The organism is Candidatus Gracilibacteria bacterium (genome assembly GCA_041658685.1).
Taxonomy (GTDB): domain Bacteria; phylum Patescibacteriota; class Gracilibacteria; order UBA1369; family UBA12473; genus JBAZZS01.
In genome coordinates this window covers 349,207-374,052 of the sequence record JBAZZS010000001.1, presented here as the reverse complement: position 1 = coordinate 374,052, position 24,846 = coordinate 349,207, and the positions used below count along the sequence as shown (strand labels likewise).

The following is a 24,846-nucleotide window of genomic DNA, read 5'->3' as shown; positions in this document are numbered from 1 at the left end:
CATTTTTATGTTAAAATAACAAGATTAAAAATCTTTTCAATCCCCTTTCCTTTTAAAAATGAAAACAAAAAAAACATTAAAAATCAGTTTTTTGTTCGGGATCATGATGTTGGCTTTTTTTGCCGGGGTTGGGTTGGCCAGTGCAGCAACCCGCACTTGGGATGGTGGGGGGGGGGATGACAACTGGAGTACGTGCGCGAACTGGAGCTTAGATACTTGTCCGGTGGCTAGTGATACTGTTACTTTTGATGGTACTTCTACAAAGACTTCAACAATTGATGCCAGTTTTTCTGCGTCATTAACCACGATAAACGTCAATGCTGGATATAGCGGAACTATCACAGCTGGTCGAGCCTTTACGGTTACCACCATCAATCAGGCCGCTGGTACAATAGATATGGGGAGTTCTTTAAATGCTTCTATTTATAACTTGAATCTTTCGGGAGGTACGTTTAACGGGAATACTTCCGCCGGATTTATACTCCACAGACCAACAATTTCCGGAGGTGCATTCATTGCTCCGACCGGTTGGTTGATGTCCGGAGACAGTTGGAGTATTACTGGAGGAACCTTCGATCATAATAATGGATCCATTCAATGGAATGCCGGCGGTTCAATAACATGGAATTTCCCAGGGGCAATCACATTGAATAATCTTAATATCGACGCTTGCGGTGGTTCTACTTGTGATAGTTATTACTTGACATTAGGATCATCAGATACTGTTACTATTGCAGGTGATTTAACCTTGGCTGATGGAGAATTACGGGGAGCGAATATACAATTAAAAGGCGATATTCTTGTTGGATCAAATTATGATGGTACTTTAAATGGTGCAACAATTAACATGACTGGTACGAGTGCCCAGAGTATTGATGCGACTGGTGCTACGACAAAAAACACAGGTACTATCGTAGTAAACAATGCCAGTGGAGTGAATTTACTCTCGCCGGTGACCATGCAAAATTTGACTGTTAGTAGCGGAACTTTAGATGTTGGAATTTACGGATTTGCATCAGTCAACGTTAATTATAATGGAGGTACAATTGCAAATAGTGGTGGAAATATTAATGTAACCGGCACATGGACGCACAGTTCCGGTACTTATAATTGTGGAAGTTATACAACGAATATTTATGCCGGAGTTTTTTCCGGAGGAACGTTTGATGGGCAAACATCTGGATTGACCGTTCATTTTGTAACAATTAACGGTGGAATATTCACCGCATCCAGTACGGGTACTTACAGCGGAGGAAACTGGATATATTCTTCCGGTACTTTTAATCATAACAACGGAACCGTTGTTCTAGACTCTGGTGGTCCGGTTACTTTTGATTTTCCGGGTGCGGTCTCTTTTAATAATTTGACGATCAATTGTTTGTTAGGGGGAGCTTGCGATAGCACATATACTTTTACTCTTGGGTCTTCAGATACGGTTACCATACTTGGCGACTTATCCTTGCAAAATGGTCGACTGCTCGGATCAAACATCCAATTAAAAGGTAATATAACAGTTGGCAGTAGTTATGACGGGACCTCTACGGGTGCAACAATCACCATGAGCGGAACTAGTGCGCAAACCATAAATGCTACCGGAGCAACGGCGAAAATTATCGGAAATATAGTTATCAATAATTCCGAAGGTGTCTCTCTTAGTTCAGGAGCCACAATGATCACACTAGGAGTAACCAGTGGCGAGTTTTCAATGGGTGCAAACGCACTAACAGTTAATAGTACTTTTTCTCAATCGGGCGGTATTTTTAATGGCGGTAGTGGTATATTAACAATTACAGGAGCGATGACTGTAAGTGGCGGTGATTTTTATGCCTCAAGTACCACAAATACTTTTTCTAATGCTTATACGCAATCGGGAGGAACCTTTCACGGGGGTGGTGGAAGAATTTATCAAGACGGCGCTCTTACTATAAATGTTGGAGCGACCTATGTTTCAACTTCCGAACAACTTCAATGCGGATCTCATTTTACTGTTGCAGAAGGTGGGGGAACCGATGCTTTTCAGCATAGTAATGGATGGGTGATGTTCAGAAACATGAATGGCGGCGTTGCCACGACAATCAATGTTGATAGCACAAGCACGGACGCCGATGAAATTTTTTACAATCTATATTTAACTCGAGGGGCTGGAGCATTAAACGGAACAACCAATGAGTTTTTGATTGTTGAAAATGCGTTGACGTTTAATGACGGAACTTGGGCCGGTGCCTCTGGAGCGTCCATTGAAGCCCGTGGAGATGTCTCTCTGACCTCAACCTTTGATGGCGGTGCCGGCTTATTAGTTTTCGGTGGAGGAAATTTGCAGTATCTGACGGTGGGAGCCAGTGCTGGCGGAGTTTTTAATGCCGACATAACCATCAACAAAACAGCGGGGACGTATGTTCAGCTAACCAGCAACGCACTAACTCTCGATGCCGCCAGTCAAGACCTAATCATTACCTCGGGTATTTTTAATACTTCCGGATTAAACCTAACCGTTAATGGCACCAGCAGCACATTGACAGTTGGAGCTAATGGGGGATTGTGTTTGCTCGGTAACGAGACGATTACCACTCTCGCCGGTCAACCAACTTTTGTAGTGGGGGGTACGATGCGCTATGCCGGCATCGCCGGTCCGTACACCATGAAAGATTGGGTCTACAACAACGCCACTTTAGACATTTCGCCCTACGACGGCGTTACGCAGACGAACTTTACCTTGCCAAATCATAAAATTTTTGCCGGAGCCGCAATAGGTCCAGCCGGGGTTCTTGTAACCGACGGAAGAAATTTAACAGTTACCGGATCGTTTTCTAATAACGGGACATTAAAAGTTCGTGGAAACGAGACCATTTCTTTAACAAATGATACGGATTCCGGAACAGTGCAATTTGTTGGCGATGCTGATGCTGGAGCGGATTCGTACACGGTTACAACTTTATCGCCAACTTATTACAACCTCACAATCAATTCAACCGATGGCGCTACTGATGTTTTTCAACTTGGCACGAATTTAGATGTTAATAATAATTTAACAATCACGGCAGGCAATTTTGATGTCTCTGTAGATAATCGCGCTTTAACCATTGGCGGTAATTTTTCTCGCGCAGGTACTTTTACGCCGCGTTCCGGGACCGTTACATTTGATGACGCAACAAAAACTTCCGTCATTTCAGGGAGCACATCTTTTTATGGGTTCAGATCGGTTACTCAGGATAAAAATATTCAATTTACAGCCGCTACGACTCAAACGGTTACCGGTCCTTTTACGTTAACCGGTGTTTCCGGGCATAAAGTTGTCTTACGAAGTACTTCGGATGGAAATTATTGGAATTTGAATGTGTCAGGCGCCCAGTCTGTTAGCTATGTAGACGCTAAAGATTCAGACGCTTCTAGCGGCAACGCCATTGTTGGTGGATCGACCAGTTTAGATTCCGGACATAACTTAAATTGGGTTTGGTTGATTTCTGTAAATTGGACATCGACCTCGCAAAGTGAAGCTGAATCTATAGGAGCACTAACTGTTACGGCATCGCTTAATGGAGTGACCGATTCAGACGTATCGGTACCGTATACAATCACCGGGACCGCAACAGGAGGTGGAGCTGATTACACAATCACGGCAAGTCCTATCACGATTCCCGCAGGACAACTTACCTCCAATATCACAATAAATGTGGTCGACGATACTTTTGACGAAAATAATGAAACCATAGTGATTACCATGGGGAATCCAACAAATGCAGCCAAAGGGGCGGATATCACGATCCATACCGCGACCCTACAAGATAATGAAGATCCTCCAACCGTCACTTTTACAGCGGCTACTCAATCTTCTGCAGAGTCCGTGGCATCGGTTACCGTGACCGCTCAATTGAATATGGAATCTAGGCTTGACGTTACGGTCCCTTTCACCCTTACCGGCACCGCCGTAGGGTCTGGCACCGATTACACCCTCATCACTGCAAGCCCAATCACTATTTCTTCAGGGGATACCACTAAAGATATTACATTTACCATCATTAATGATGCCCTTGATGAAGAGGATGAAACCATCATCATAACTATGGGATCCCCAACCAATGCCACCAAGGGCACAACTACAGTCCATACAGTAACCCTAATTGATGATGATACCCCTCCCAGTATTATAATTTCTGATAATTCCGTAGCTGAAAATGACACTACGGCAACAATCACTTTAACTATGACAGGCACCAGCTTGAGTGATGTTTCCGTGGATTATGCAACTTCAAATGGGACCGCAACGGCAGGCACTGATTATACGGCCGCTTCGGGCACTATTACTTGGACCGCAGGACAAACCGGAGATAAAACCTTTAATGTGCCTATCACAAATGACACTTCAGATGAAAACAATGAAACCGTAACGCTGACTCTTTCAAACCCTATTGTCGGAACAATCAGTGACGGAGAGGCAATTTTAACAATTAATGACAACGACGCTGAACCAACGGTCCAGTGGACCACTGCTTCACAAAGCGGGGTTGAATCTGTGGGTACATTAACTATTACTGCGCAACTTTCTGAGTCATCTGAATTCGACGTTACGGTCCCTTTTACTCTTTCGGGTACAGCGAGCAGCGGAGATTATTTTATTACCGCGTCTCCTATTACGATTACGGCCGGAAATATCACTGAAGATATTACAATCACAGTGGTCGATGATTCTCTTGATGAAAATAACGAAACCTTGATTGTTACAATGGGCTCCCCCACCAAGGCCACTCAAGGGACCACCACAGTGCACACCGCCACACTCAATGATAACGATGCGGGTCCAACGGTCCAGTGGACCGCTGCTTCACAAGGGGGACTTGAATCTGCTGGGACGCTCACGATTACGGCTCAACTGTCTACGGCCTCTGGGTTGGATATCTCTGTTCCTTTTACATTAGGAGATGGGACTGCTACCGGAGATGGAGCGGATTATTCAATTTCCGCCAGTCCAATCACTGTGATTGCAGGACAAACCACAGCCAATATCACTCTCTCTGTAGTGGATGATGTGATTGATGAAAGCAATGAAACTGTGATTGTTATCATGGGCTCTCCTACTAACGCGTCTCAAGGGGCGACCACCGTACACACTGCCACAATCAATGATAACGACAATGTTTCCATTGCTATCGTAGATAATTCTGTTTCTGAAAATGGATCTACAGCTGCAATTACAGTGACCATGACCGGAACCAGTTCAAGCACTGTTTCCGTGAATTATGCGACTTCAGAGGGAACGGCAACTGCCGGATCCGATTACACGGCTACTTCGGGAACGATCACATGGACGGCGGGACAAACCGGAGACAAAACTTTCAATGTATCCATTACTGATGATGGGCTTGATGAAAACAATGAAACCGTAATTCTTGCTCTTTCCAATGCGGTTAATTCAACTATTTCAGATGGAGACGGAGCGTTAACAATCAATGATAACGATGCTTCCCCCACCGTAACATGGACTTCTTCTTCTCAAAGTGGTCTTGAATCGGTAGGGACGTTGACCCTTACCGCGGAATTGTCTGCGGTCTCAGGGCGCAATGTATCCGTGCCTTATACTTTGAGTGGAACGGCGGCCGGAAATGGAACGGATTATTCGATCACCGCCAGCCCAATCACCATTACTGCGGGCCAAACCACGGCCAATATCACCCTCACCATCGTCAACGATACACTGGATGAAAATGACGAAACGGCGATTATTACCATGGGAGCGCCTACGAATGCCACACAAGGTGAAACGACTGTTCATACCGTCACCATTACAGACAATGACAATGCCCCCACAGTTGCATGGACGATAGACTCTCAATCCGCAGCTGAAGGAGCTTCCCCTCTTACCATTACCGCACAACTTTCTGCCGTGTCCGGGAAAGAAGTTACGATTCCTTTCACTCTTTCTGGGACTGCTATTGGAGATGGGACCGATTATTCCATCACGGCAAGTCCGATCACGATTTCTGCCGGTACCACAACTTCCAATATCATGGTGACATTGATGGATGACTCATTTAAGGAATCCACCGAAATTTTGATCCTAACTATGGATTCTCCCACCAATGCTACTCAAGGAGTTGTTACTTCCCACACTATTACCCTCAATGATAATGACACCACTCCCGCTGTGACCTGGACCGTTTCTTCTCAATTCGCTGCTGAAAGCACAGGGACTATGACAGTTACGGCGCAACTTTCCGCGTATTCCGATCTTGATGTGACGGTTCCCTTTACCCTTTCGGGGACAGCAACGGGGGATGACACCGATTACTCGATTTCCGTCAGTCCGATCACGATTTCTGCCGGGGATATTTCTTCCAATATCACAATCACACTCATTAATGACTCCATTGATGAAAACAATGAAACCGTGATTGTCACCATGGGGTCCCCTACCAACGCTATTCAAGGAGGTATCACGGTTCATACCGCCACAATTAATGACAATGATAATAGTCCAACTGTGACATGGACTTCTTCTTCTCAAGCCAGTGATGAAAATGTTGGGGTTGCGACCATCACAGCTCAGCTTTCTTCTGCATCTGGACTTGATGTTTCTGTCCCTTTTACTCTGACCGGAACAGCGACGGGAAGCGGAACGGATTATTCTATTACGGCAAGCCCCATTAGCATTACTGCAGGACAAACCACTGCCACTATCAGTATCGCCGTGGTCGACGATTCTCTTTATGAAGATAACGAAACAGTAATTGCCACCATGGGAAACCCGACCAATGCCAGCAAAGGCATTATTACCGTGAACACTTCAACGATCAATGATAATGATTTCGGGAGTATTCCGTCAGTTTCTTGGTCTGTAGATTCGCAATCTGCCTCAGAAGGGACAGCAACTATGACGATCACGGCTCAACTTTCAGCCACTTCAGGGAAAAATGTCACCATCCCTTTCACCCTTACCGGAACCGCGCTTGGGGGCGGAATTGATTACTCCAGCACCCCTTCTCCGATTACCATCACGACAGGGAATACCACTGCAACAATTACTCTTACCCTTTCTGATGATAACTTTAAAGAATTGTCCGAAACAATCATCGTAACCATGGGTTCTCCATCTAATGCCATCCTTGGGGCCACTACGATTCACACCGCAACAATTACGAATAATGATTCTTCACCTGGAGTAACTTGGACCTCGTCTTCTCAAACCATAAGCGAAGGAATTACAGAGATCACTCTAACTGCAGCACTTTCCGCCACATCGGAATCCGAAATAACGATTCCTTTTACATTAACCGGGACAGCGACTGGGGGCGGAACCGATTATTCCATTATGGAAAGCCCGATCATTGTTTCCCCCGGCGATCTTACCTCCAACATTACCGTAACGCTCATTGATGATTCTCTCGACGAAAACAATGAGACCGTTATTGTTACCATGGGGTCCCCCACTAACGCCATTCAAGGAACGGTCACAGTCCATACGATTACCATTGAGGACAACGATGCTCTTCCTTTTGTTCAATGGACTGCCGCTTCTCAATCCGCAAATGAAAATGCCGGAACCATGACAGTCACCGCGCAACTTTCTTCCGCGTCAGGGAAAGATGTTACAGTTCCTTTTACTCTTTCCGGAACTGCCACGGGAAATGGGACTGATTATTCCATTACCTCCAGTCCCATTACGATCACCGCAGGTCAAACCACGGCCGCGATCACGATCACCATAGTTAATGATGTTCTTGATGAAAGTGATGAAACCGTTATTGTCACCATGGGGTCCCCTACCAATGCTACGGCAGGCGTTACGACGGTTCATACCTCTACCATTAATGATAACGACGAGATCCCAACCGTAACATGGACCACTTCTTCTCAATCTACGAGTGAAGAGATTTCCACAGTCACGCTCACGGCTCAACTTTCTGTCACCTCAGGTCAAGATGTTAGTGTTCCTTTCATTCTTACCGGAACCGCCATCGGAAACGGGACGGACTATTCTATCACCTCTTCTCCCCTTATCATTGCATCGGGTACGACCACTTCTAATATTACCATCACACTCAATAATGATTCCTTTAAAGAATCCAATGAGACCGTGATTGTTACCATGGACACTCCGATTAATGCCATCCCAGGATCGACTACGGCTTTTACGTTAACTATTGAAAATAATGATACCGTTCCTTTAGTGTATTTCACTTCTTCTTCTCAACTTGTAAGTGAAGGGAGCCCTACGGCCACGGTTACGGCACAACTTTCCGCTGCGATTGAGACGGATGTCACAGTCCCTTTTACAATTACAGGGACATCCACGGGAGACGGTACTGATTATTCCATCACGGCCTCGCCTCTTACCATTCCCGCGGGGAATACCACTGCCGATGTCACAATTACGCTCAACGATGACTTGATTGATGAAGATGCAGAAACAATTATTATCACCATGGGAAATCCGGTCAACGCCACTGTCGGGGACATCACCGTCCACACCGCTACGATCAATGACAACGATGCCACTCCTACGGTTTCTTGGACTGTAGTTTCTCAAGATGCGTCAGAAAATGATGGGACCATAACTGTCACTGCTCAAATCTCGGATTATTCCGCCTTTGACGTAATCGTTCCCTTTACTGTTTCCGGGACATCGACAGGGAGTGGGGTTGATTATTCTATCACCGAATCTCCGGTTATTATTCCTTCGGGTTCCCTAACCTCAGGAGCAACAATTACTCTCGCAGATGATCTTATGGATGAAGTGAATGAAACCGTGATTCTAACCATGGGAGAACCGATCAATGCAACCGCAGGAGGAACTATCGAGCAAACCGCGATTATCGTCGATGACGATAATCCGCCTTTAGTGGTATGGACAACTTCTTCTCAATCTATCGAGGAGAATGTCGAAACCATAACCGTTACCGCTCAACTTTCCACTGCTTCAAGCCATGATATCACTGTGCCTTTCATCGTCACAGGAACTGCAACGGGAATCGAGACCGATTATTCCATAACCGCAAGCCCGATTACAATTACTGCGGGCCAAACTTCCGCCAATGTCACTATTACTGTGATCAATGATGAATTTGATGAACCTGCAGAGACCGTCATTCTCACTATGGAATCTCCGACCAACGCTTCTCTGGGCGCGATCACGGTTCATACTGCAACTATCAATATCAGCGATACGCCTCCGCCTACCGTAAGCTGGACAGTTGCGAATCAATCCGTTAATGAAGAAATCGGGACTGTGACGATCACCGCACAACTTGCTTATACTTCGCCGCTCGATGTTACAGTTCCTTTTACTCTTTCCGGAACCGCGACCGAGAATGAAATTGACTACTCAATCACTGAAAGCCCATTGGTCATTCCCGCGGGACAACTTTCAGCGAGTATAATCCTCACTCTTACGAATGATGCGCTTGATGAGGATGCTGAAACTGTCATTGTCACGATGGGATCTCCCACGAATGCCACTCAGGGTTCTACTACGGTTCATACTGCAACCATCAATGATAACGATGCCACTCCCCTTGTGACTTGGGATTCTTCCTCTCAATCCGTAGATGAAAATGGTATGACTGTTACCCTTACCGCCTCACTTTCCGCCGCTTCCGGACGAGAGATTACTCTTCCCTTGGAATTTTCAGGAACCGCGACCGGAGATAATATCGATTATTCCCCTTCCGTTTCCTCTATTACAATCTCCGCGGGATCAACCTCGGGAACTGTTATCTTTACTCTTGTGAACGACATTTTGGATGAAGGAAATGAAACGATTATCGCGACACTATCCACTCCAATCAACGCCGATCTTGGAGCCATTCTCGTTCATACTGTGACCCTCAATGATAATCCCGTTACTCCTACAGTTTCTTCGGTTGGGGCGTCAGAAGTAACGGACGGAAGCGGCAAAGTAACAATCTCGTTCACCATCGATGATCCCAATGATGATGACACATTACAAGTCTTGGTTGAATACAATGTTGGAATGGGATGGAATAAGGCGACCCTCGCCCTTTCTCCTTTTATTGCTACTTATGGAACTCCCACTGTGGTGAATGCAAACTCCTATCAAATCGGAGATGAAGGAAATTATATTCTCACTTCTTCCGGAGCCAATACGATCGTTGTTATTTGGGATTCAACTTCCAATATCGCTAATTTTGATATCACTAATGCCCAAATCCGAATCACTCCTTATGATGGGAATATTGCAGGCGCAACGGTTATCTCCTCCAATTTTGTACTGGATCAAAAATCCCCAACCAATGGACTTTCCGATCTTTATGTTTCTGAAATCAATACCAATGACGTCCGACTTGCATGGACAGCGATAACAAACGAAACCCATTTCGATTATTATGAAATCTTCTATAAACCGATTTCCAGCTCTTTCTATACTTCTTATTCCACACTCACGGATATGACCACCTCCGGGACTTCAATTGCGGGCTTGAATACGGGAAGCTCTTATAATGTTTACATAAAAGCCGTGGATGATTATGGAAATTATTCATTGTCTCAAATTTTAACCGTAACAACGGATTCAGCGACTCATACAGGGAACTCCACAAATATCGGAGGGGATGGTGGATGGCACCCCACTCAAACGCACGGATCCTCTAATGAAGACGACACTGTTTATCCTTTACCGGTTGAGCCTGAGATTTCAACTGTGCTTCAAGAATTTGAAATGGAATGGGAGTCTCAACATTTGGAAGGCCATTGGGCTGAGACTTATTTGAAAAATTTCCTTGAGCAAACCTTATTGACCAAAATTTTAAACGGTGACTACGAAGGAGCGAGCGAACTTGCGGTTTTAAGTTATTTTCTCGAGCCGGATCGACAAGTTTCTCGTATTGAATTTTTGAAATCCGCCATGGATTTATTGGGCATATCTGTCGACGGGTATGGGGCTTCCACCTCATTCAAAGATATTTCAATCAATACGCAAGAAAGCGCCTACATTGAAAAAGCTTATGCACTCGGAATCATCAAGGGGTATCCGGACGGGACCTTTAAGCCCCTTCAAGTCATTAATCGCGCTGAAGCTCTTAAAATTGCTATCAACCTTTCCTTCCAGGAGGTTCCCCTGTTGTATGGAGATGAATTGTTGGCCTACTATGAATTACCTGAAAATCCATTCTCGGATGTCTCGATCGATGCTTGGTATGCACCTTATATTTTATACGCGTATTCCAATAGAATTGTTATCGGGTATGGAGACAAAACGTTTAAACCGGATCGGCTCATCTCTTTAGGAGAAACCGCTAAGATCATCACGCTGGTGATGGCACTATAAATTTAAAAATTTCTTTTTCCAGCGCCAGGATCGCCTCTCGGCGTTGCTTTTCTTCGGGCGAAACCGACTCTCCCGGATGATGCCGTTTATGGCCCTCGTCAAAACGTTCTTGCAGGGAGACAATTTGGTCGTGAGCCACGCGTTTGTCTGCGTAATACAATATTTTTTCCTCCCACGTGCGAGGCGGGGTATCGCTGAGAATGCAGGTGTATTTATGGCGAGCCACAATGTCCGCCAGTTCCTCTTCGCCACGTTTTCGTAAAATGTCGGCCGCGGCGTCCGCATGATGCCAGCCTTTGTATTGTTCCCGAAGTGCTTTCCAAATTTCCCGATCTTCAGGCGTTCCCAGGGTGTCAGGATCTTTTTTGAAATCCACCACGCGCACCATGTCGTGAATCATGCCTGCGATCCACACTTTTTCCGGGTCTACTTGCTCCCCGACCTTTTTTAATTTTTTCGCCAAATCTTCTCCCAATTGAGCCACCTTTTCGGAATGTTCCCGAATGTGCGCTGGCGTATGAAATTCATCCAACCATTTTTCAACTTCATTTCTTTTCATGGGTGATTTCGTTAATAATGAGTTTTCGTTCATTTTCATTCGTAATAATAAATTTCACTTCGAGCCGCGGCATTGGTAAATGCGGTTGAATCCGGTCGCTCCATTCCACCACCACCAGCGTGTTTTGATCCAGTAAATCCCGCCACCAATCCACCGGAAAATCTTCGAGTTTTTCACATCGATAGAAGTCACAGTGATGAATAATATTTTCGCCGGATTGATACGTAAAAACCGTGGTAAATGTTGGGCTTTTGATCATGTTTTCCGCCACATTCAAAGCGCGGCCGATGCCTTTCATTAAACACGTTTTTCCGCTGCCGAGCTCCCCTTCCAAGCAAATGAGGCGATGTTCCGGAAACTCCTCCATAAGTTTTTCTCCGAGTTGAATCGTTTCTTTGGGTGATTTTGAAAGCCATTCCATACGGATATTTTGCCCGATTCTCCTTGATTTTAAAAGAGAAAAGAGGTAAAATTAGTAGATAAAATAAATATTAAAAACCAAATCTTTTATGATGTTCTTTCCTTCCTCGGAGCGTTCCCGAAAATTGTGGCGCGATCATAAAAAAGGCTGGGTTTTAGTGCTCATGCTCTTGATGAGTTCGACTTTTTTGGTGAAACAAACCACGTATCTCCAGATGAGCATCATGACTACCCCTCAACATGCGGCGTTTGATGGCACCACGTACCCCATCGCTCAAGTGCCGGATTGGTTGAACACGACTTCCACGGAACAAAAACTCACTTACTCCGAACTTTCTTCAAGTAAATTGGTCGAAATCCCAAGTTACGAACCCTCTCGGTTGCGAACGGAAACTTCGTCTCTCGATTGGGGTGATACGTATGACGATTACACTCGCGAGATGAAACTCACTTATCCCGTGGTGTATGCGGGAACTTATGAAATGGATTGGATTGAAGGAGCCGGGAGCCATCCGGCGGTGGATATCAAAACCGTGAGAGGCACTCCCGTATATGCCATTATGAATGGCGTGGTGGACAAAACGGTCCACTCGGATTCGGGGTATGGAAATCTTGTAGTGCTTCGCCACAACGACGTCCCAACCCTTGAGCACGATTATGAGACCACAACGCTTTATTCCGGATACGCGCATCTCGACACCATTTTGGTGGCTGATGGGGATGTAGTGACTAAAGGTCAGCAAATCGGAACCGTTGGAGACACCGGGACCGCCACAACCCATCATCTTCATTTTCAGATGGACAACAGCGATGCGCCCTGGCATTTGTATTGGCCTTTTACCACCGCGGAATCCAACACCGTGGGTGGATTTTGGGAGGCGGTGAATAAAGGACTCGGGCTCAATAATGTCTATGCCTATACCGTGAATCCCATTGAGTATGTGGAAACTTATCTTGATGCAACGACCGTTCTTACCCATGCGGACACATCGAATACGGAAACGACAAACGATTCTGCGACAAATACAACTTCAACCCCTGCGACAAATACGACAACGACAACAACTACTACGACTACTACAACTTCTTCGGATAACGATTCTTACACTTCTCCCTTTTTTGCAATTGGAGTGGAAGCACCGGAAACCATCGCAAACCACACTCAAAGTGAAATTAAGGTGTCTTTACAAGATGAACGCGGAGAACTTGTCAGAACCGCCACGTTCAACAGCCCGATTAAAATTTCGATTTCAGACTCGAGTGTTTTAAGTGTTTTTCCGAATGAGCTGTCATGGCCCATGTTCACGACCGGGGAAACCCTTCTCACGATCTCCGGTCAAAAATCCGGAACCTCGACATTGACGTTTTCCTTTTTGGGAAAAGAATTCGCCTCCACCACGATTGCAGTGAGTCCGGAATCCCAAACGCTTTCTTCCTTTGGCATTGAAATAGAAGGAGGCTTTTATATCAATTCTCCTATGTCTGTGGCCGTTGTGGCCTTAAACGCCGAAGGAGAACGTATCTTAAGTGTGGATACGACAGATCCCATTTATCTTGAAGTGATCAAGGGAAAAGGGGATCTTTCCCGTTCCGTACTCGCGGCCAGCGACTTTGAAAATGGAATTGCCACGGTGACATTCACTCCCACGGAAGGAGATAATTTTATGCTTCAAGTGTCTTACGGTGACTCCAAGGAAACGAGCGGGTTGATTTCGGGGTCATTGTTCAAAGATGTTTCAGATAATCATGTGTATTACGATGCGATTCGTTATCTTAAAAAAACCGGAGTCATTCAGGGTTATCCGGACAGCACTTTTCGTTCCGAGAGCCCGGTTTCTCGCGTCGAGGCTTTAAAAATGATTTTTGTGGCGCTCAATAAAGAAACGATGAGCGGTACGACTTTAAAATTCCCGGACACGGATTCCACCACGTGGTACGCGCCTTATGTGGCGAGTGCGCAACGCGATGGCATCATTCAAGGTTATCCGGACGGCACGTTTAAGCCAACCAATGAAGTGAATCGCGTTGAATTCATCAAAATGTTGACCTTGGCCATGGACACGGATGTGGACCCGGTGGTGGCAGAAGATCCTTACAATGATGTTCATTATCTTGATTGGTATGCCCCGTACGCGCAATTCGTAAAAGAAACCAATATTGCGCCGTGGGATTCCAACAACCTTAAGCCTTCAGACTCCATGACGCGCGGCGAAGTGGCGGAAATGCTCTATCGCATGATGGCCATCAAAAATAATGAGGCTGAGAGTTACAGCCGGATGCTGGTGTTGGAGTAAATCTAAGATAATTCCAGTACTCTTTTTTAATTCCCCACGCACCATAGCCACCCCACGTTGATGACGGTCTAACAATACTCATCAAAAAACAAGGGTCCCAGGGCATATTGCCTGGCCCGCATAAGGACTTTTGTTTATTTTTTTGACTAATTTGTATTTTTATTATATAAATATCCCTATTTTAAAAGGATATTTTTTATTTATGCCCTCACGACACCCCCTCACCCCTGTAGGAACATTCAATGGTTGCCATGTGTCCCGTGGCGCGCCTGTCGGTGATGGAAATCTTATTGATTCTTTACGAGAGATCGGGCAATTAACTCCTGCAATCATAGATAATGATACCCTCTCTGAGCTTATTTGCCCGAGAACGATTGAAGAAGCGGAATCCGCTCTTTTTTATCATGCAGACATTGCCAGAGATTCTCTCCCTTTTGATCCTATCCGAGAAAGAATTCGGGAAGCGCTACGAGCTATTGTTGGCTATGTATTTCAGAACTATTCTCTCCCTACAAATCCCGGCCCCATTTTAGATATAGGGTGCGGACCTTCCGGGGAAATGGTTCATGGCTTATTTCCTCGAACGATTGATCGCTCTGTTTGTTATGAAATCGATGGAAATCCTCGTGCTATTGAAGAACATCATCGACGCCATCCTGCAGCCCAAAAACGAGCGCAACGAGCATCGTACTTAAATTTAAGATTAAACAATGAGTTGAGTTTGATTACCGGACTTTCTTCTTTGGATTCCACTTCATTTATGGGACAAGCCATTTTAAAAATACGAAACGCATTGAAAGAAGGCGGATTTCTTTTCCATCTACAAGATGTTTCTCCCAGCTTCAGCTCTTGTCTTGAAGAAATGATTTTTTCAGGAGAACCTTTCCCTTATCATGTTGAATGTTTGGACCCTGAAGCAATGAGACCGAATGGTTCTCTCACCGGGCGACATTCTTTAGATAAAATTGTGGCCTACCGAACCCAAAAAGGGCCCCTTCCTGTGGCCGAATTATTCCGAAGGCGATTGGGCCGTGCTATTCAAGGGACTCCAGGATTAGAACTTATTGCTAATGAATGGATCACAGCTCATAGTATTGCACCTTTCCCCGGGAAAGGAGGTGTTTTTTATTCCGGAGCTTTTTCTCCTCATTCCATGCCTGGGCATCAAATGGTTTCAGGGGTGGTTACGATTGCGCGAAAAAAGGCTGCTTAAAATTATTTAACTACGCATTTTCATGCTTGAACCCGAGCCAAGGCTAACGACGCCGGATGATGCGAAATTTGAGATTATTCATCGTGTCCTCCATGATGAAACTCTATTGAGAAGCATTGAAACTTTTACGGGAATTTCAACGATTCGCAGTTAGCACTTATCTCTTTTAAATCCAGGAAGACAATTTAAAGTTATCTATCTACTCGAGATTTCAGATGGGACAAAAATAGGAAAAGTGATTGTAAAATTCCATCGTCGGAATCTCCCTGACCGATTTGAACGGGAAGTATCTCCAAGGGCTAATCCAGCCATTCAACCGTTTGCTCCAACCTTTTTAGGAACCAGTGTTGATGTTAAAAGCACCCCCAGAAATCATTGCTTCCAAGGAGAAGACCATCGTCTTTTTATTGAAGCCTTTGTTCCGGGGAAAGACTTGAGAGAACTTTATGAAGAAGAGCCCATATTAAGATACGTTTCGGCAGGAATCGCTGTTGCAAGATACCGTGCGTTAGGTCGCATTACACAGACATTGGGATGGACACTTTCGAATATGCACCCGGGAAATATTCGATTCAGCAGATACGACGACAAAAAAGCTCTTATTGTGGATTGGGGAGGACAAACAGAAGGGGTAGACATGCAAAAATATACTGATCTAATCGATAGAACGATTTACGGTCCCTTTTTAAAACAATAGTGTAACGCGGGGTAGGGTAACTTTTTCAAAACCCAATCTGATTCAACGGATGTTTCAGGATTTGTTCCCTCATGTGATGAACGGAAGCGGACAAATAAATCGTTGTGGTTTTAATGTCTGAATGGCCCATCATCTTCGAAAGCGTATACAGGTCACAGCCGCCCTCCAACATCAAAGTCGCAAACGTGTGGCGCAATCGATGAGACGAAAAATTGATATTCGATTTCTTACGGATACGGGCAACCACCCGCGCAAGAGAATGATAAGTAAAAGCGTTATTCCCTCTCAAACCTGTAAAAAAATAAAGAGACTCCTTTTTTAACCGAGCCTTATCCTTCACGTATTCCATCAAAAAATGCTTCAATGCCGCACACATGGGAACCACCCTCCCCTTTCCGCCCTTCCCACGAGCCACACAGATAAGATTGTTTTCAAAATCAACTTCCGGGACTCTCAAATTCAAGACTTCCATTGCTCTCAACCCCGAATAAATCATCATGGCGAAAATGGCACGGTTCCGATAAGCCTCGTGTTGATACTCGTAATGCAACCCAAAAGACCAATCGAGAATATCAAGCGCCTCTTGGCGAGATACCCGTTTGGGAAGCTTTTTATCCAATCTTGGCTTTTCAATGGGCTCAATCGGATTCGTCGGGATGTAACCTCTCTTAACGCACCATTTCAGGAAAGATTTGATGGCTTTATGGTGACAAATGAAACTCTCCGGCATCCACTTTTTTTGCAACAAACCATGATACAAAAATGCCCTGAGATTATCGGTTGTGACTTGTTCCAAGTCTTCGATATTCCCATGAAATCTCAAATAAGCCTTAAAGCAAACTTTATACCATTGGATTGTGGCAGGACTGAAATTTTTGATGTAACGCCGCTCGTCACAAAACTGCTCGTGAAGCGGTAAAATTTTCATATTCATAAAATTGCCGACGCCAGTAAGACTTTGGCAATAGGTCGTGGGTTCGAGGGTCGAATTCGTTCTTTTGGCTTATGGACGCCATTTTGGTACCCGCGGCAGGAATCGAACCTGCGGCCAATAGCTTAGAAGGCTACTGCTCTATCCCCTGAGCTACGCGGGCCTATTGAAAATACAATCCTTCCTTATTATACCTTTTTTTTAAGAGGACTTCGAGAGATTATAAAAAATTGTTTAGCGGGAGGCGAGAAGCTTTATCTTGATAAGGGCAATCGGGAAGGAAGAATTTTTGTTCAAATGGGAGCGAAACGCCTCGCAGACCCGCAGTCCCACGCAGGGGGACGAAGGGTCCATTGAATTCGAATTCAAAAATTCAGAATGCGACACTCCATTTCATTGCGTGTCTGTTCACAAAAATTTTCCTCTCCCTCTTGCCTAAAAATATTCTCAAAAATCCCGGGGCCTCACCATGACAGCGCCGACCAATTCATATAAGATGTTTTTGTGAAATCTTCCTCCTCCCCTTCTCGATTCGATTTTTTCTTCGATCTCTACGTTAAAGTCGGGATTTTGCTCGGAGGCGTTATTTTTTCGACGCACAGCGTTTTGGGCTTTGTTTTGCCCAAAATCATTGTATTTCAAGGATTTCTCATCTTAGGTTTGACACTTTTGTGGATCGCACGGAAACCCGACCTTCGCGCCCTGTGGCGCTCATGGCCCGGACGAGTTGTTTTGCTTTATTTTGGGCTTCTTTGTGCGTATACATTTTTTTCAATCACTCCTTTGATCAGCTTTTTTGGCGCGTCACCGGAATTGCAGGGATTGCTCACTCAAATTCTCTATTTTTCAGCGTTTATTTTTGCCTTGGCGTATGCAAAATCTCTTTATCGTCCCCTGCTTTTACTCAATGGCGTGGTGGTTTTTTACGGATTGTTGCAGCTCTTGCACCTCGATCCTTGGGCCGCGGCGTGGGATGCGGAAGGATTTTTGGGTCGAATTTTTAGTACCCTGGGAAATCCCAATTTTCTGGGGTCTTTTATCGTACTCACGCTCCCCATTCTTTTTGAAAAAATAAAACAACATAAAAGCTTTGGGCTTTTGATTGTAGCCAACTTGATTGTTCTAATCGGAACCGCGAGCAAAGCGGCGCTGATTGGATTGATTGTGGTTGGAGTTTTAGCGCTTTTTTCTTATGCTTCAAGCCTGCGCCAAATCCAGGCCAAAATATGGATCGGTTCTGGATTGATTTTTGCACTGCTTATCGCATTCACGGTTTACACTTTTCATGAACGAAATCGGGTGGATTTTGAAGCGTTTCGCTCGTTTGGCGCCCGAGAAGTGATTTGGGGCGACACGATTGAAATGATTCAAGCAAGACCTCTTGGCTACGGACTGGAGACTTTTTCGCTTGTTTATCCGCAATTTCAGAGTCCTGAGTTTTTTGAGTATGAAAAATTCACCTCCTCCGCGGATCGTGCTCACAACTTGATTCTTGATTTGTGGGTCGCGGCCGGGCCCTTAGCTCCCCTTCTTTTTTTAATTCTCTTGGGACTTTTAATTAAAATCGGTTATCGCTCTCCGGAAACGCGCGGGACTATTTTAGGATTGATCGGGTATGTGGTTTCGCTTTTGTTCGGATTTGAAACCTTTCTCACCGGCATAGTGTTTTGGATGATGATTGGATTCATTGTTTCGAAAATTTCTCTACCCATGCCTTCGCACAAATCCGTGATTTTTTCTCGTATGATTTTTGGGTTGATGATTGCGGTTTTGATCGTAACGATCCCTTTCCCGATCCGTCATTTTCAGGCGGATCGATACTATACTCAGGCTGAAGCGACTTTAAATTCCGCATGGGATCAATCGGTTATTGCTTATTCTCGCGCTATTTCTTTATATCCTTACGATTTGATTTATCCTTTAAAGGATATTGAAGTGCACTTAGTCATTTTAGAAAACGTAGAAGATCCCCATGATGAAATCGGCGAAGATATCTCAAAATTCATTGAAGAAAGCCTTGAAGAACTCAGACCTTTTGATCGAGGATTTGGGGCTTCGCCATTTCTTTTAGAGGCTTGGTTTATAATGCTGACCGGAGATCCCGAAACGGTTGAACCTCTTTTGGAACAAGGGCGCACTTTGGCTCCGAATCAACCGAATACCTATAAAATCACGGGGCATATTTATGAACTGCTTGGGAAAACCGAACAAGCGGCACTTGAATATGAAAAAATCCGCGCCCTTCTCCCGTCTTACCTTGAAGATGAGACGAGCGATGCTTCACGCATTTTTCGGAAAGAAAACACTTGGCTAAATGGCTTAATTATGGTAAAATGATATTGTTACAGGTTAATTTTTAACACAAAAACCAATGAAAAAGTCGATGTTCTCTCCCCTTTTAATCGTGGCCGGATTCGGCCTCGTTATTTTGGGTTCTTTCTATGCTTGGAATTCCGGGAATGGAAATATGCCGACCGATGTTCTCGGGACAACCGCGAGTGAAACCACTCTTCTTGAGATTCAACTCGATGCGGAAAAAGTGGACCTAACCACTAAGGGAACTTATACCTTTACCTCCTATGGGATTTATTCAACCACAACAGTGCCTATCAATACCTCATGGACTCTTGCGAATACGAGCCTCGGGACGCTTTCTTGCGGAGATGAACAAGCCAAGACCTGCACATTTACCGCAGGATCCACAGAGGGCACCACCACTTTAACCGCTTCTCAAGAAGAAAATGAAACGACCCTCACCGATTCAGCCACGATTTCCGTGACCGCACCGGTGGTCAATCCTTATAAAGACTCTCTCCCCACCTGGGCGCAAACTTCCATTGTTTCGATGTACAATGCGGGGATCATGACCGGCTACAATGATGGAAATTTTGGAGTTTCGGATTCATTGACCAATGCACAAGTGGTGACACTCTTGTATCGATTGCTTGTCTACACCGGAAGTATTAATGACTCCGATCTCACTACAGACAAAACCTGTGCTGTGTATACAGACGTACCCAAGACTCATTATGCCTATACTCCCATCTGCTATTTTTATCGTGAAGGATGGATCGACTCTACAAGCACCAAGTTCAATCCAACCCAAATGGTTTCTCGTGGCACGATGAGCGCTTATGTATATAAGGTATTTGGCACAATCTTGGATGTCGAAAACAGCGCTTCTCTTTATAATAGTTCTTATAGTTTTACGGATGTTAAATCCACCAGTCCCTATTATACGGCAGTGCAATCTTTAAGCACGGCTGGCATTATGACCGGATATGGAAATAGCCAATTTGGCTTGAATGTTAATGTGAATCGAGCCGAAGCTGCGGTGATTTTAAAACGTCTTTTTGATTTATTGAATGCTTCCGAAGAGGAGGCGGAACCGATGGAGGAAATCGATGAAGAAAGTTCCCTTTTTACGACGTGCTCGAATGAATCGTATGTGAGAAATGAATTGGTGAAACTTTTGGGCGACGACTTGTCTGTTTTTGAATTGCGAACTTTTGATGCGGATGAATTGGAGGAAGCCCTCGATGATGAAAAAATCGATTTTGTGCTGGCTAAAGAAGATGGATCTTTAACCTCAAAAACGCTCACTTTTACTTATAGCCCACTCCTTGAGGACGATATCACGGTAGGGGCCGGGAAAATAAAAGGAAACACCTATTCCATCCTCGATCTTCCCAAAGAATTGTCCTACCAAGTGGCGTGTGACAAAACGGTTGGATTGTGCGGCGTGCTTACGATTTTGGACGAAGAAGGCACGCAAATCGAAGGCGCATTCATGGATACGGAATCGGGTTTAAGCCTAATTGAACCTGCAGACAACTTGATTCGCCTCTTGGGCGGTACGGAAAGTGAAGCGGCCGGGGCTCGCGGTTGTCATGTGATTTATAACAGTGCCAATCATGTGGATGTTTTGGCCGGAGAAGATTCTTGTACGACAGAGGAAGCCACTGCTTGGTTGCCTCAAATTCCTCAAGCCAATGCCGAAGATGATGAAATATTGGAAGCGGAAATCCAAATCATGTTGGATTCGGATGCCGAATTTTACAAAATCAATGAAGATACCATCTGGTCTCGCCAACGCTCCATTCTGGCGGGCGTGAATCTTGTGTACGGGTTTGTGGAACCGGTCGGAAATGCGGATTTTAATATCCTATTTAAAATTGCCGGGCAAGAAACATGGTTGGATGGTTATGGGCCAACGACCACGAATAAAGTAGAACTGGCGGATGAAATCAACGAAGACGATTATTATATGATTCACCACCCGGATCCGGATAAAAATGAGATCAGTTTCTATTATGTTGGGTATGACATGGATACCGGTATCGCGGGACGAGCCGGCGGAGTTGGAACTTTTTGCGGGGAAGAAGATGAAAATCGAATCCACGCGTGGGGGCAACAGGTTACGGATGTGGATGGAGGGTATCAATTCGCGACTTATTATGGACGATTTGTGGTTTCCGCACATGAAATTGGACACCTTCTCAATGCTACTCATGAAGATGCTCTCATCAATACGTGTGGCGTCGGGTTATGGGAACATGTGTGTGGATCCACGATCATGGCCAGCGGAGCCGCGGGTGGAGCCGATCCCGATGATCGCATGCCGTTTTTCAGCCCGACGAATAGCGAAAGGGTGAGAGATTGTGTGGACGATGCGCTATGAAATGCGCTATTTTTGACGCATGACGATTCACTCGGTTAATCCCGTGCCTCCTCCGCCCCGCGATGTCTCTCCCGAGCCAGCGGAAGAGGTGCAAGAAAAAAAACTCGACATTACGTTGCGTCCGCAAACTTTTGCGGATTATATTGGCCAACCCGAGATCAAACGAAATCTGACCATTGCGATCCAAGCGGCCAAGCAACGCAAAGAACCGCTGGAGCATATTTTGGTGCACGGATCTCCGGGATTGGGAAAGACCACACTCGCTCATGTGATCACTCATGAGATGGGGGCAAATATTCGTGTGACGTCCGGGCCGGCCTTGGAGCGCCAAGGTGATATTGCGGCCATCATCACCAATCTTGAGGAAAACGATGTGCTTTTTATTGATGAAATCCATCGACTGCGCCCGATCGTGGAAGAAACCTTGTACAGCGCTATGGAGGATTATTCGATTGATATTATTTTGGGAAAAGGCCCGTCCGCGCGATCGATGCGACTCAATTTGCCACGGTTCACCTTGATTGGAGCAACCACCAAGTTGAGTCTTTTGTCTTCGCCGTTGCGCGATCGTTTCGGGCATGTGTATCGCCTCGATTTTTACGCCTCAGATGAAATTGAAGCCATCATTCACCGCTCCGCATCACTCCTTGAAATGGATATCAATAAAGATGCGGTGGCACGATTGGCGCAATCGTCTCGGCAAACGCCTCGTATTGCAAATCGTTTATTGCGACGCATTCGAGATTTTGCGTGTGTTGAAGGCACGATCACGGTGACCCTTCCTCTGGTTGAAAAAACGTTAAAATATATGGGAATCGATGCCTTGGGGCTGGATTCCACAGATCGTACTATTTTGAAAACCGTGATTGAAAAATTCAATGGAGGTCCGGTGGGGCTGAATACGCTGGCGGCCGCGACCCATGAAGAATCCGAAACCCTGGAAGATATTTACGAGCCTTTTCTCCTCCAATGCGGCTTTTTGGAGCGTACCCCTCGCGGCCGCCTCGTCACGTCTCGCGCTTATCACCACCTTGGTCTTCTTCGCAAATAATATCTCTCTTCACCCCTTAATTTTTTCCTTTATGCACTCCCCTTTTTGGTTTAAACGGACCGCCATTCTTTTATTGGGAATGACCTTGGTTCTTCCCGGCTGTTTTTTCTCCTCAGAAGATGACACTCAAGTGGATTCCGTTTTTACGGTCGAGACATTTGAAGGCACTCTTTATTCTTTGGGAAATCCAAGTGTTTCGGAAGAAGAAGAAAATGTCCCCACTCATTTATTGGGGTTGGAAAATGGCACAATGATTTATGCGTATAGTGCCTCCTCAACTGTGGATTTGGATGATCCTTCTTATAAAGGAGTAAAAGTCCGCGTGACCGGGAATCTTTATCTCGCGTCCGAGGAATCCGATAAAGACACCCTTGGCATCACCAAAATCGAACTCGTCACCCTCGAAACCGCCACAACTTCCGCCGCAGTGGAAATGAAAACTTTCCGTCACAGCACTTTAAATTTCACGATTTCTTACCGCAGTGATTGGGAATTACAAGAAGGCACAGTCAATGGAACCGGCACTGCAGTTACTTTCACCGCTCCTGTTTCTTTGGCGACTGACACAGACCTCGACACGCTCGACATTCCTCGGGACACCATTTCGATTAAGGTTTTAGAAAATCTTCAATCTCTTCCAATTGAAGAATGGTATGCCATCTATGCCACGGCTTCTTCGTGGTCCGAAGCGGAAATTTACAGCAAGAGCATGGTTTCCAGAGATCAGCTCCCTGCTGTCAAATCTTCCACCTCAGATGCGGATCCTGTTTATTTTGTGGCCTATGAAACCACTATTTTCGAGATCTCTCATTCTGCGGTTCAAACCGATTACAAACTCGAATATTCCACCTTATTTTCCGACATGCTCTACTCGTTTGATGTTCACGGCGTGGATGAAATTGTCCCCACTGTGACAACTGCGCCAACAACCGAGATTCCAACTGACGACTCAACGGAGACTCCTACGGATAACACTTCTACTGACACGCCCATAACCCCCACTTCCTCCGACCATCAAGCCACGATTGAAGCTCTCAAAACTCAACTCAATTATTTGATCCCGGATCCCGGCAACTGGGTTCCTACGCGCTATTCTTTTGCAGAGCCCGATTATGTTTATGTGGAATATCAAGATTCCACCACAGGCACCAAAGGCCGTATTCTTGTTCGTGACTATTGGGAAAGAAATGCCGAGCCTTTCCAATTACTTGCGGTATTCAAAGAAGGCGAAACCACGGATTGGACTTTGGTTTCCGGCACCAACGAAGCGTCCGGCTTGCCCCAAACCTCGGTCAATGCCGAGAGTGGCCAATCGTATTCCATTCCTGAAGGTTATGCTCTTTTTGAAAGCTCCAGCCTCCAATTTTCCATGCCTTATCCTTCCCAGTGGTATTACTCACGTTCGGGAGATTCCTTTTATTTCAGTGATAAACCCGCGGATGTAAGCAATGCATTGGTGACATTAACAATTCTTTCAACTCCTGTGGCAGCGTATCGTGCGTATGAAACCACAGTTGAAACTCAATCTTTGGACGCTCAACGCTATATAATCGAAGCTCCTCGGGACGATTCCAGCGGATATTCATTTATTGGATTTCCTGACTACAAAGCCATTATGGAAACCATGGCCCAAGGCATTACTTCCACAAAGAGCTAAATCGTTGACATTCACGTCTTAGCACTCTACAATCAAGTGTGCTAAGTTTAAGATATAATCTATGC

The 24,846-nt window shown here is 45.3% G+C and carries 10 protein-coding genes and 1 tRNA gene; 8 read left to right on the top strand and 3 right to left on the bottom strand.

The window, feature by feature from the left end; translation table 25 throughout:
* Nucleotides 1-58 precede the first annotated feature (58 nt).
* The gene (locus WC882_01430) at nucleotides 59-11,278 is read left to right on the top strand and encodes a Calx-beta domain-containing protein (protein MFA5842324.1); all 11,220 of its coding nucleotides are present in this window, start codon (nucleotides 59-61) and stop codon (nucleotides 11,276-11,278) included.
* On the opposite strand, the gene WC882_01425 is transcribed toward WC882_01430, so the two are convergent.
* Nucleotides 11,247-11,837 carry an HD domain-containing protein gene (locus tag WC882_01425; protein MFA5842323.1) on the bottom strand — a complete coding sequence of 197 codons (591 nt, stop codon included), beginning with the start codon at nucleotides 11,835-11,837 and terminating at the stop codon, nucleotides 11,247-11,249. The genes WC882_01430 and WC882_01425 overlap by 32 nt on opposite strands.
* 509 nt (nucleotides 11,838-12,346) lie before the next feature.
* Between WC882_01425 and WC882_01420 the strand changes: the two genes are divergently transcribed.
* The 3 genes from WC882_01420 to WC882_01410 all read left to right on the top strand — a co-directional run bounded on the left by WC882_01420 (nucleotide 12,347) and on the right by WC882_01410 (nucleotide 15,918).
* On the top strand, nucleotides 12,347-14,551 hold the full coding sequence (locus WC882_01420; GenBank protein MFA5842322.1) for an S-layer homology domain-containing protein: 2,205 nt from the start codon (nucleotides 12,347-12,349) through the stop codon (nucleotides 14,549-14,551).
* Nucleotides 14,552-14,753: 202 nt separating this feature from the next.
* Nucleotides 14,754-15,764, top strand: a complete 1,011-nt coding sequence (locus WC882_01415) for a class I SAM-dependent methyltransferase (GenBank protein MFA5842321.1) — start codon at nucleotides 14,754-14,756, stop codon at nucleotides 15,762-15,764.
* Nucleotides 15,765-15,786: 22 nt separating this feature from the next.
* Nucleotides 15,787-15,918: a hypothetical protein gene (locus WC882_01410; GenBank protein MFA5842320.1), complete on the top strand. Its 132-nt coding sequence runs from the start codon at nucleotides 15,787-15,789 to the stop codon at nucleotides 15,916-15,918.
* 445 nt (nucleotides 15,919-16,363) lie between these two features.
* On the opposite strand, the gene WC882_01405 is transcribed toward WC882_01410, so the two are convergent.
* Together WC882_01405 and WC882_01400 are read right to left on the bottom strand one after the other, a co-directional pair.
* Nucleotides 16,364-17,389, bottom strand: coding sequence for a tyrosine-type recombinase/integrase (locus WC882_01405; protein ID MFA5842319.1), 1,026 nt, complete (start codon nucleotides 17,387-17,389; stop codon nucleotides 16,364-16,366).
* 90 nt (nucleotides 17,390-17,479) lie between these two features.
* Nucleotides 17,480-17,555 (bottom strand) — tRNA-Arg (locus WC882_01400).
* A gap of 341 nt (nucleotides 17,556-17,896) precedes the next feature.
* Between WC882_01400 and WC882_01395 the strand changes: the two genes are divergently transcribed.
* From WC882_01395 to WC882_01380, 4 genes are read left to right on the top strand one after another with little or no spacing between them, the layout of a single operon-like run.
* Nucleotides 17,897-19,948 carry an O-antigen ligase family protein gene (locus WC882_01395; GenBank protein MFA5842318.1) on the top strand — a complete coding sequence of 684 codons (2,052 nt, stop codon included), beginning with the start codon at nucleotides 17,897-17,899 and terminating at the stop codon, nucleotides 19,946-19,948.
* Nucleotides 19,860-22,112: an S-layer homology domain-containing protein gene (locus tag WC882_01390; GenBank protein MFA5842317.1), complete on the top strand. Its 2,253-nt coding sequence runs from the start codon at nucleotides 19,860-19,862 to the stop codon at nucleotides 22,110-22,112. The genes WC882_01395 and WC882_01390 overlap by 89 nt, the downstream gene beginning before the upstream one ends.
* 4 nt (nucleotides 22,113-22,116) lie before the next feature.
* On the top strand, nucleotides 22,117-23,124 hold the full coding sequence (gene ruvB / locus WC882_01385; protein MFA5842316.1) for a Holliday junction branch migration DNA helicase RuvB: 1,008 nt from the start codon (nucleotides 22,117-22,119) through the stop codon (nucleotides 23,122-23,124).
* Between the two features lie 31 nt (nucleotides 23,125-23,155).
* Nucleotides 23,156-24,781: a hypothetical protein gene (locus tag WC882_01380; GenBank protein MFA5842315.1), complete on the top strand. Its 1,626-nt coding sequence runs from the start codon at nucleotides 23,156-23,158 to the stop codon at nucleotides 24,779-24,781.
* Nucleotides 24,782-24,846 lie beyond the last annotated feature (65 nt).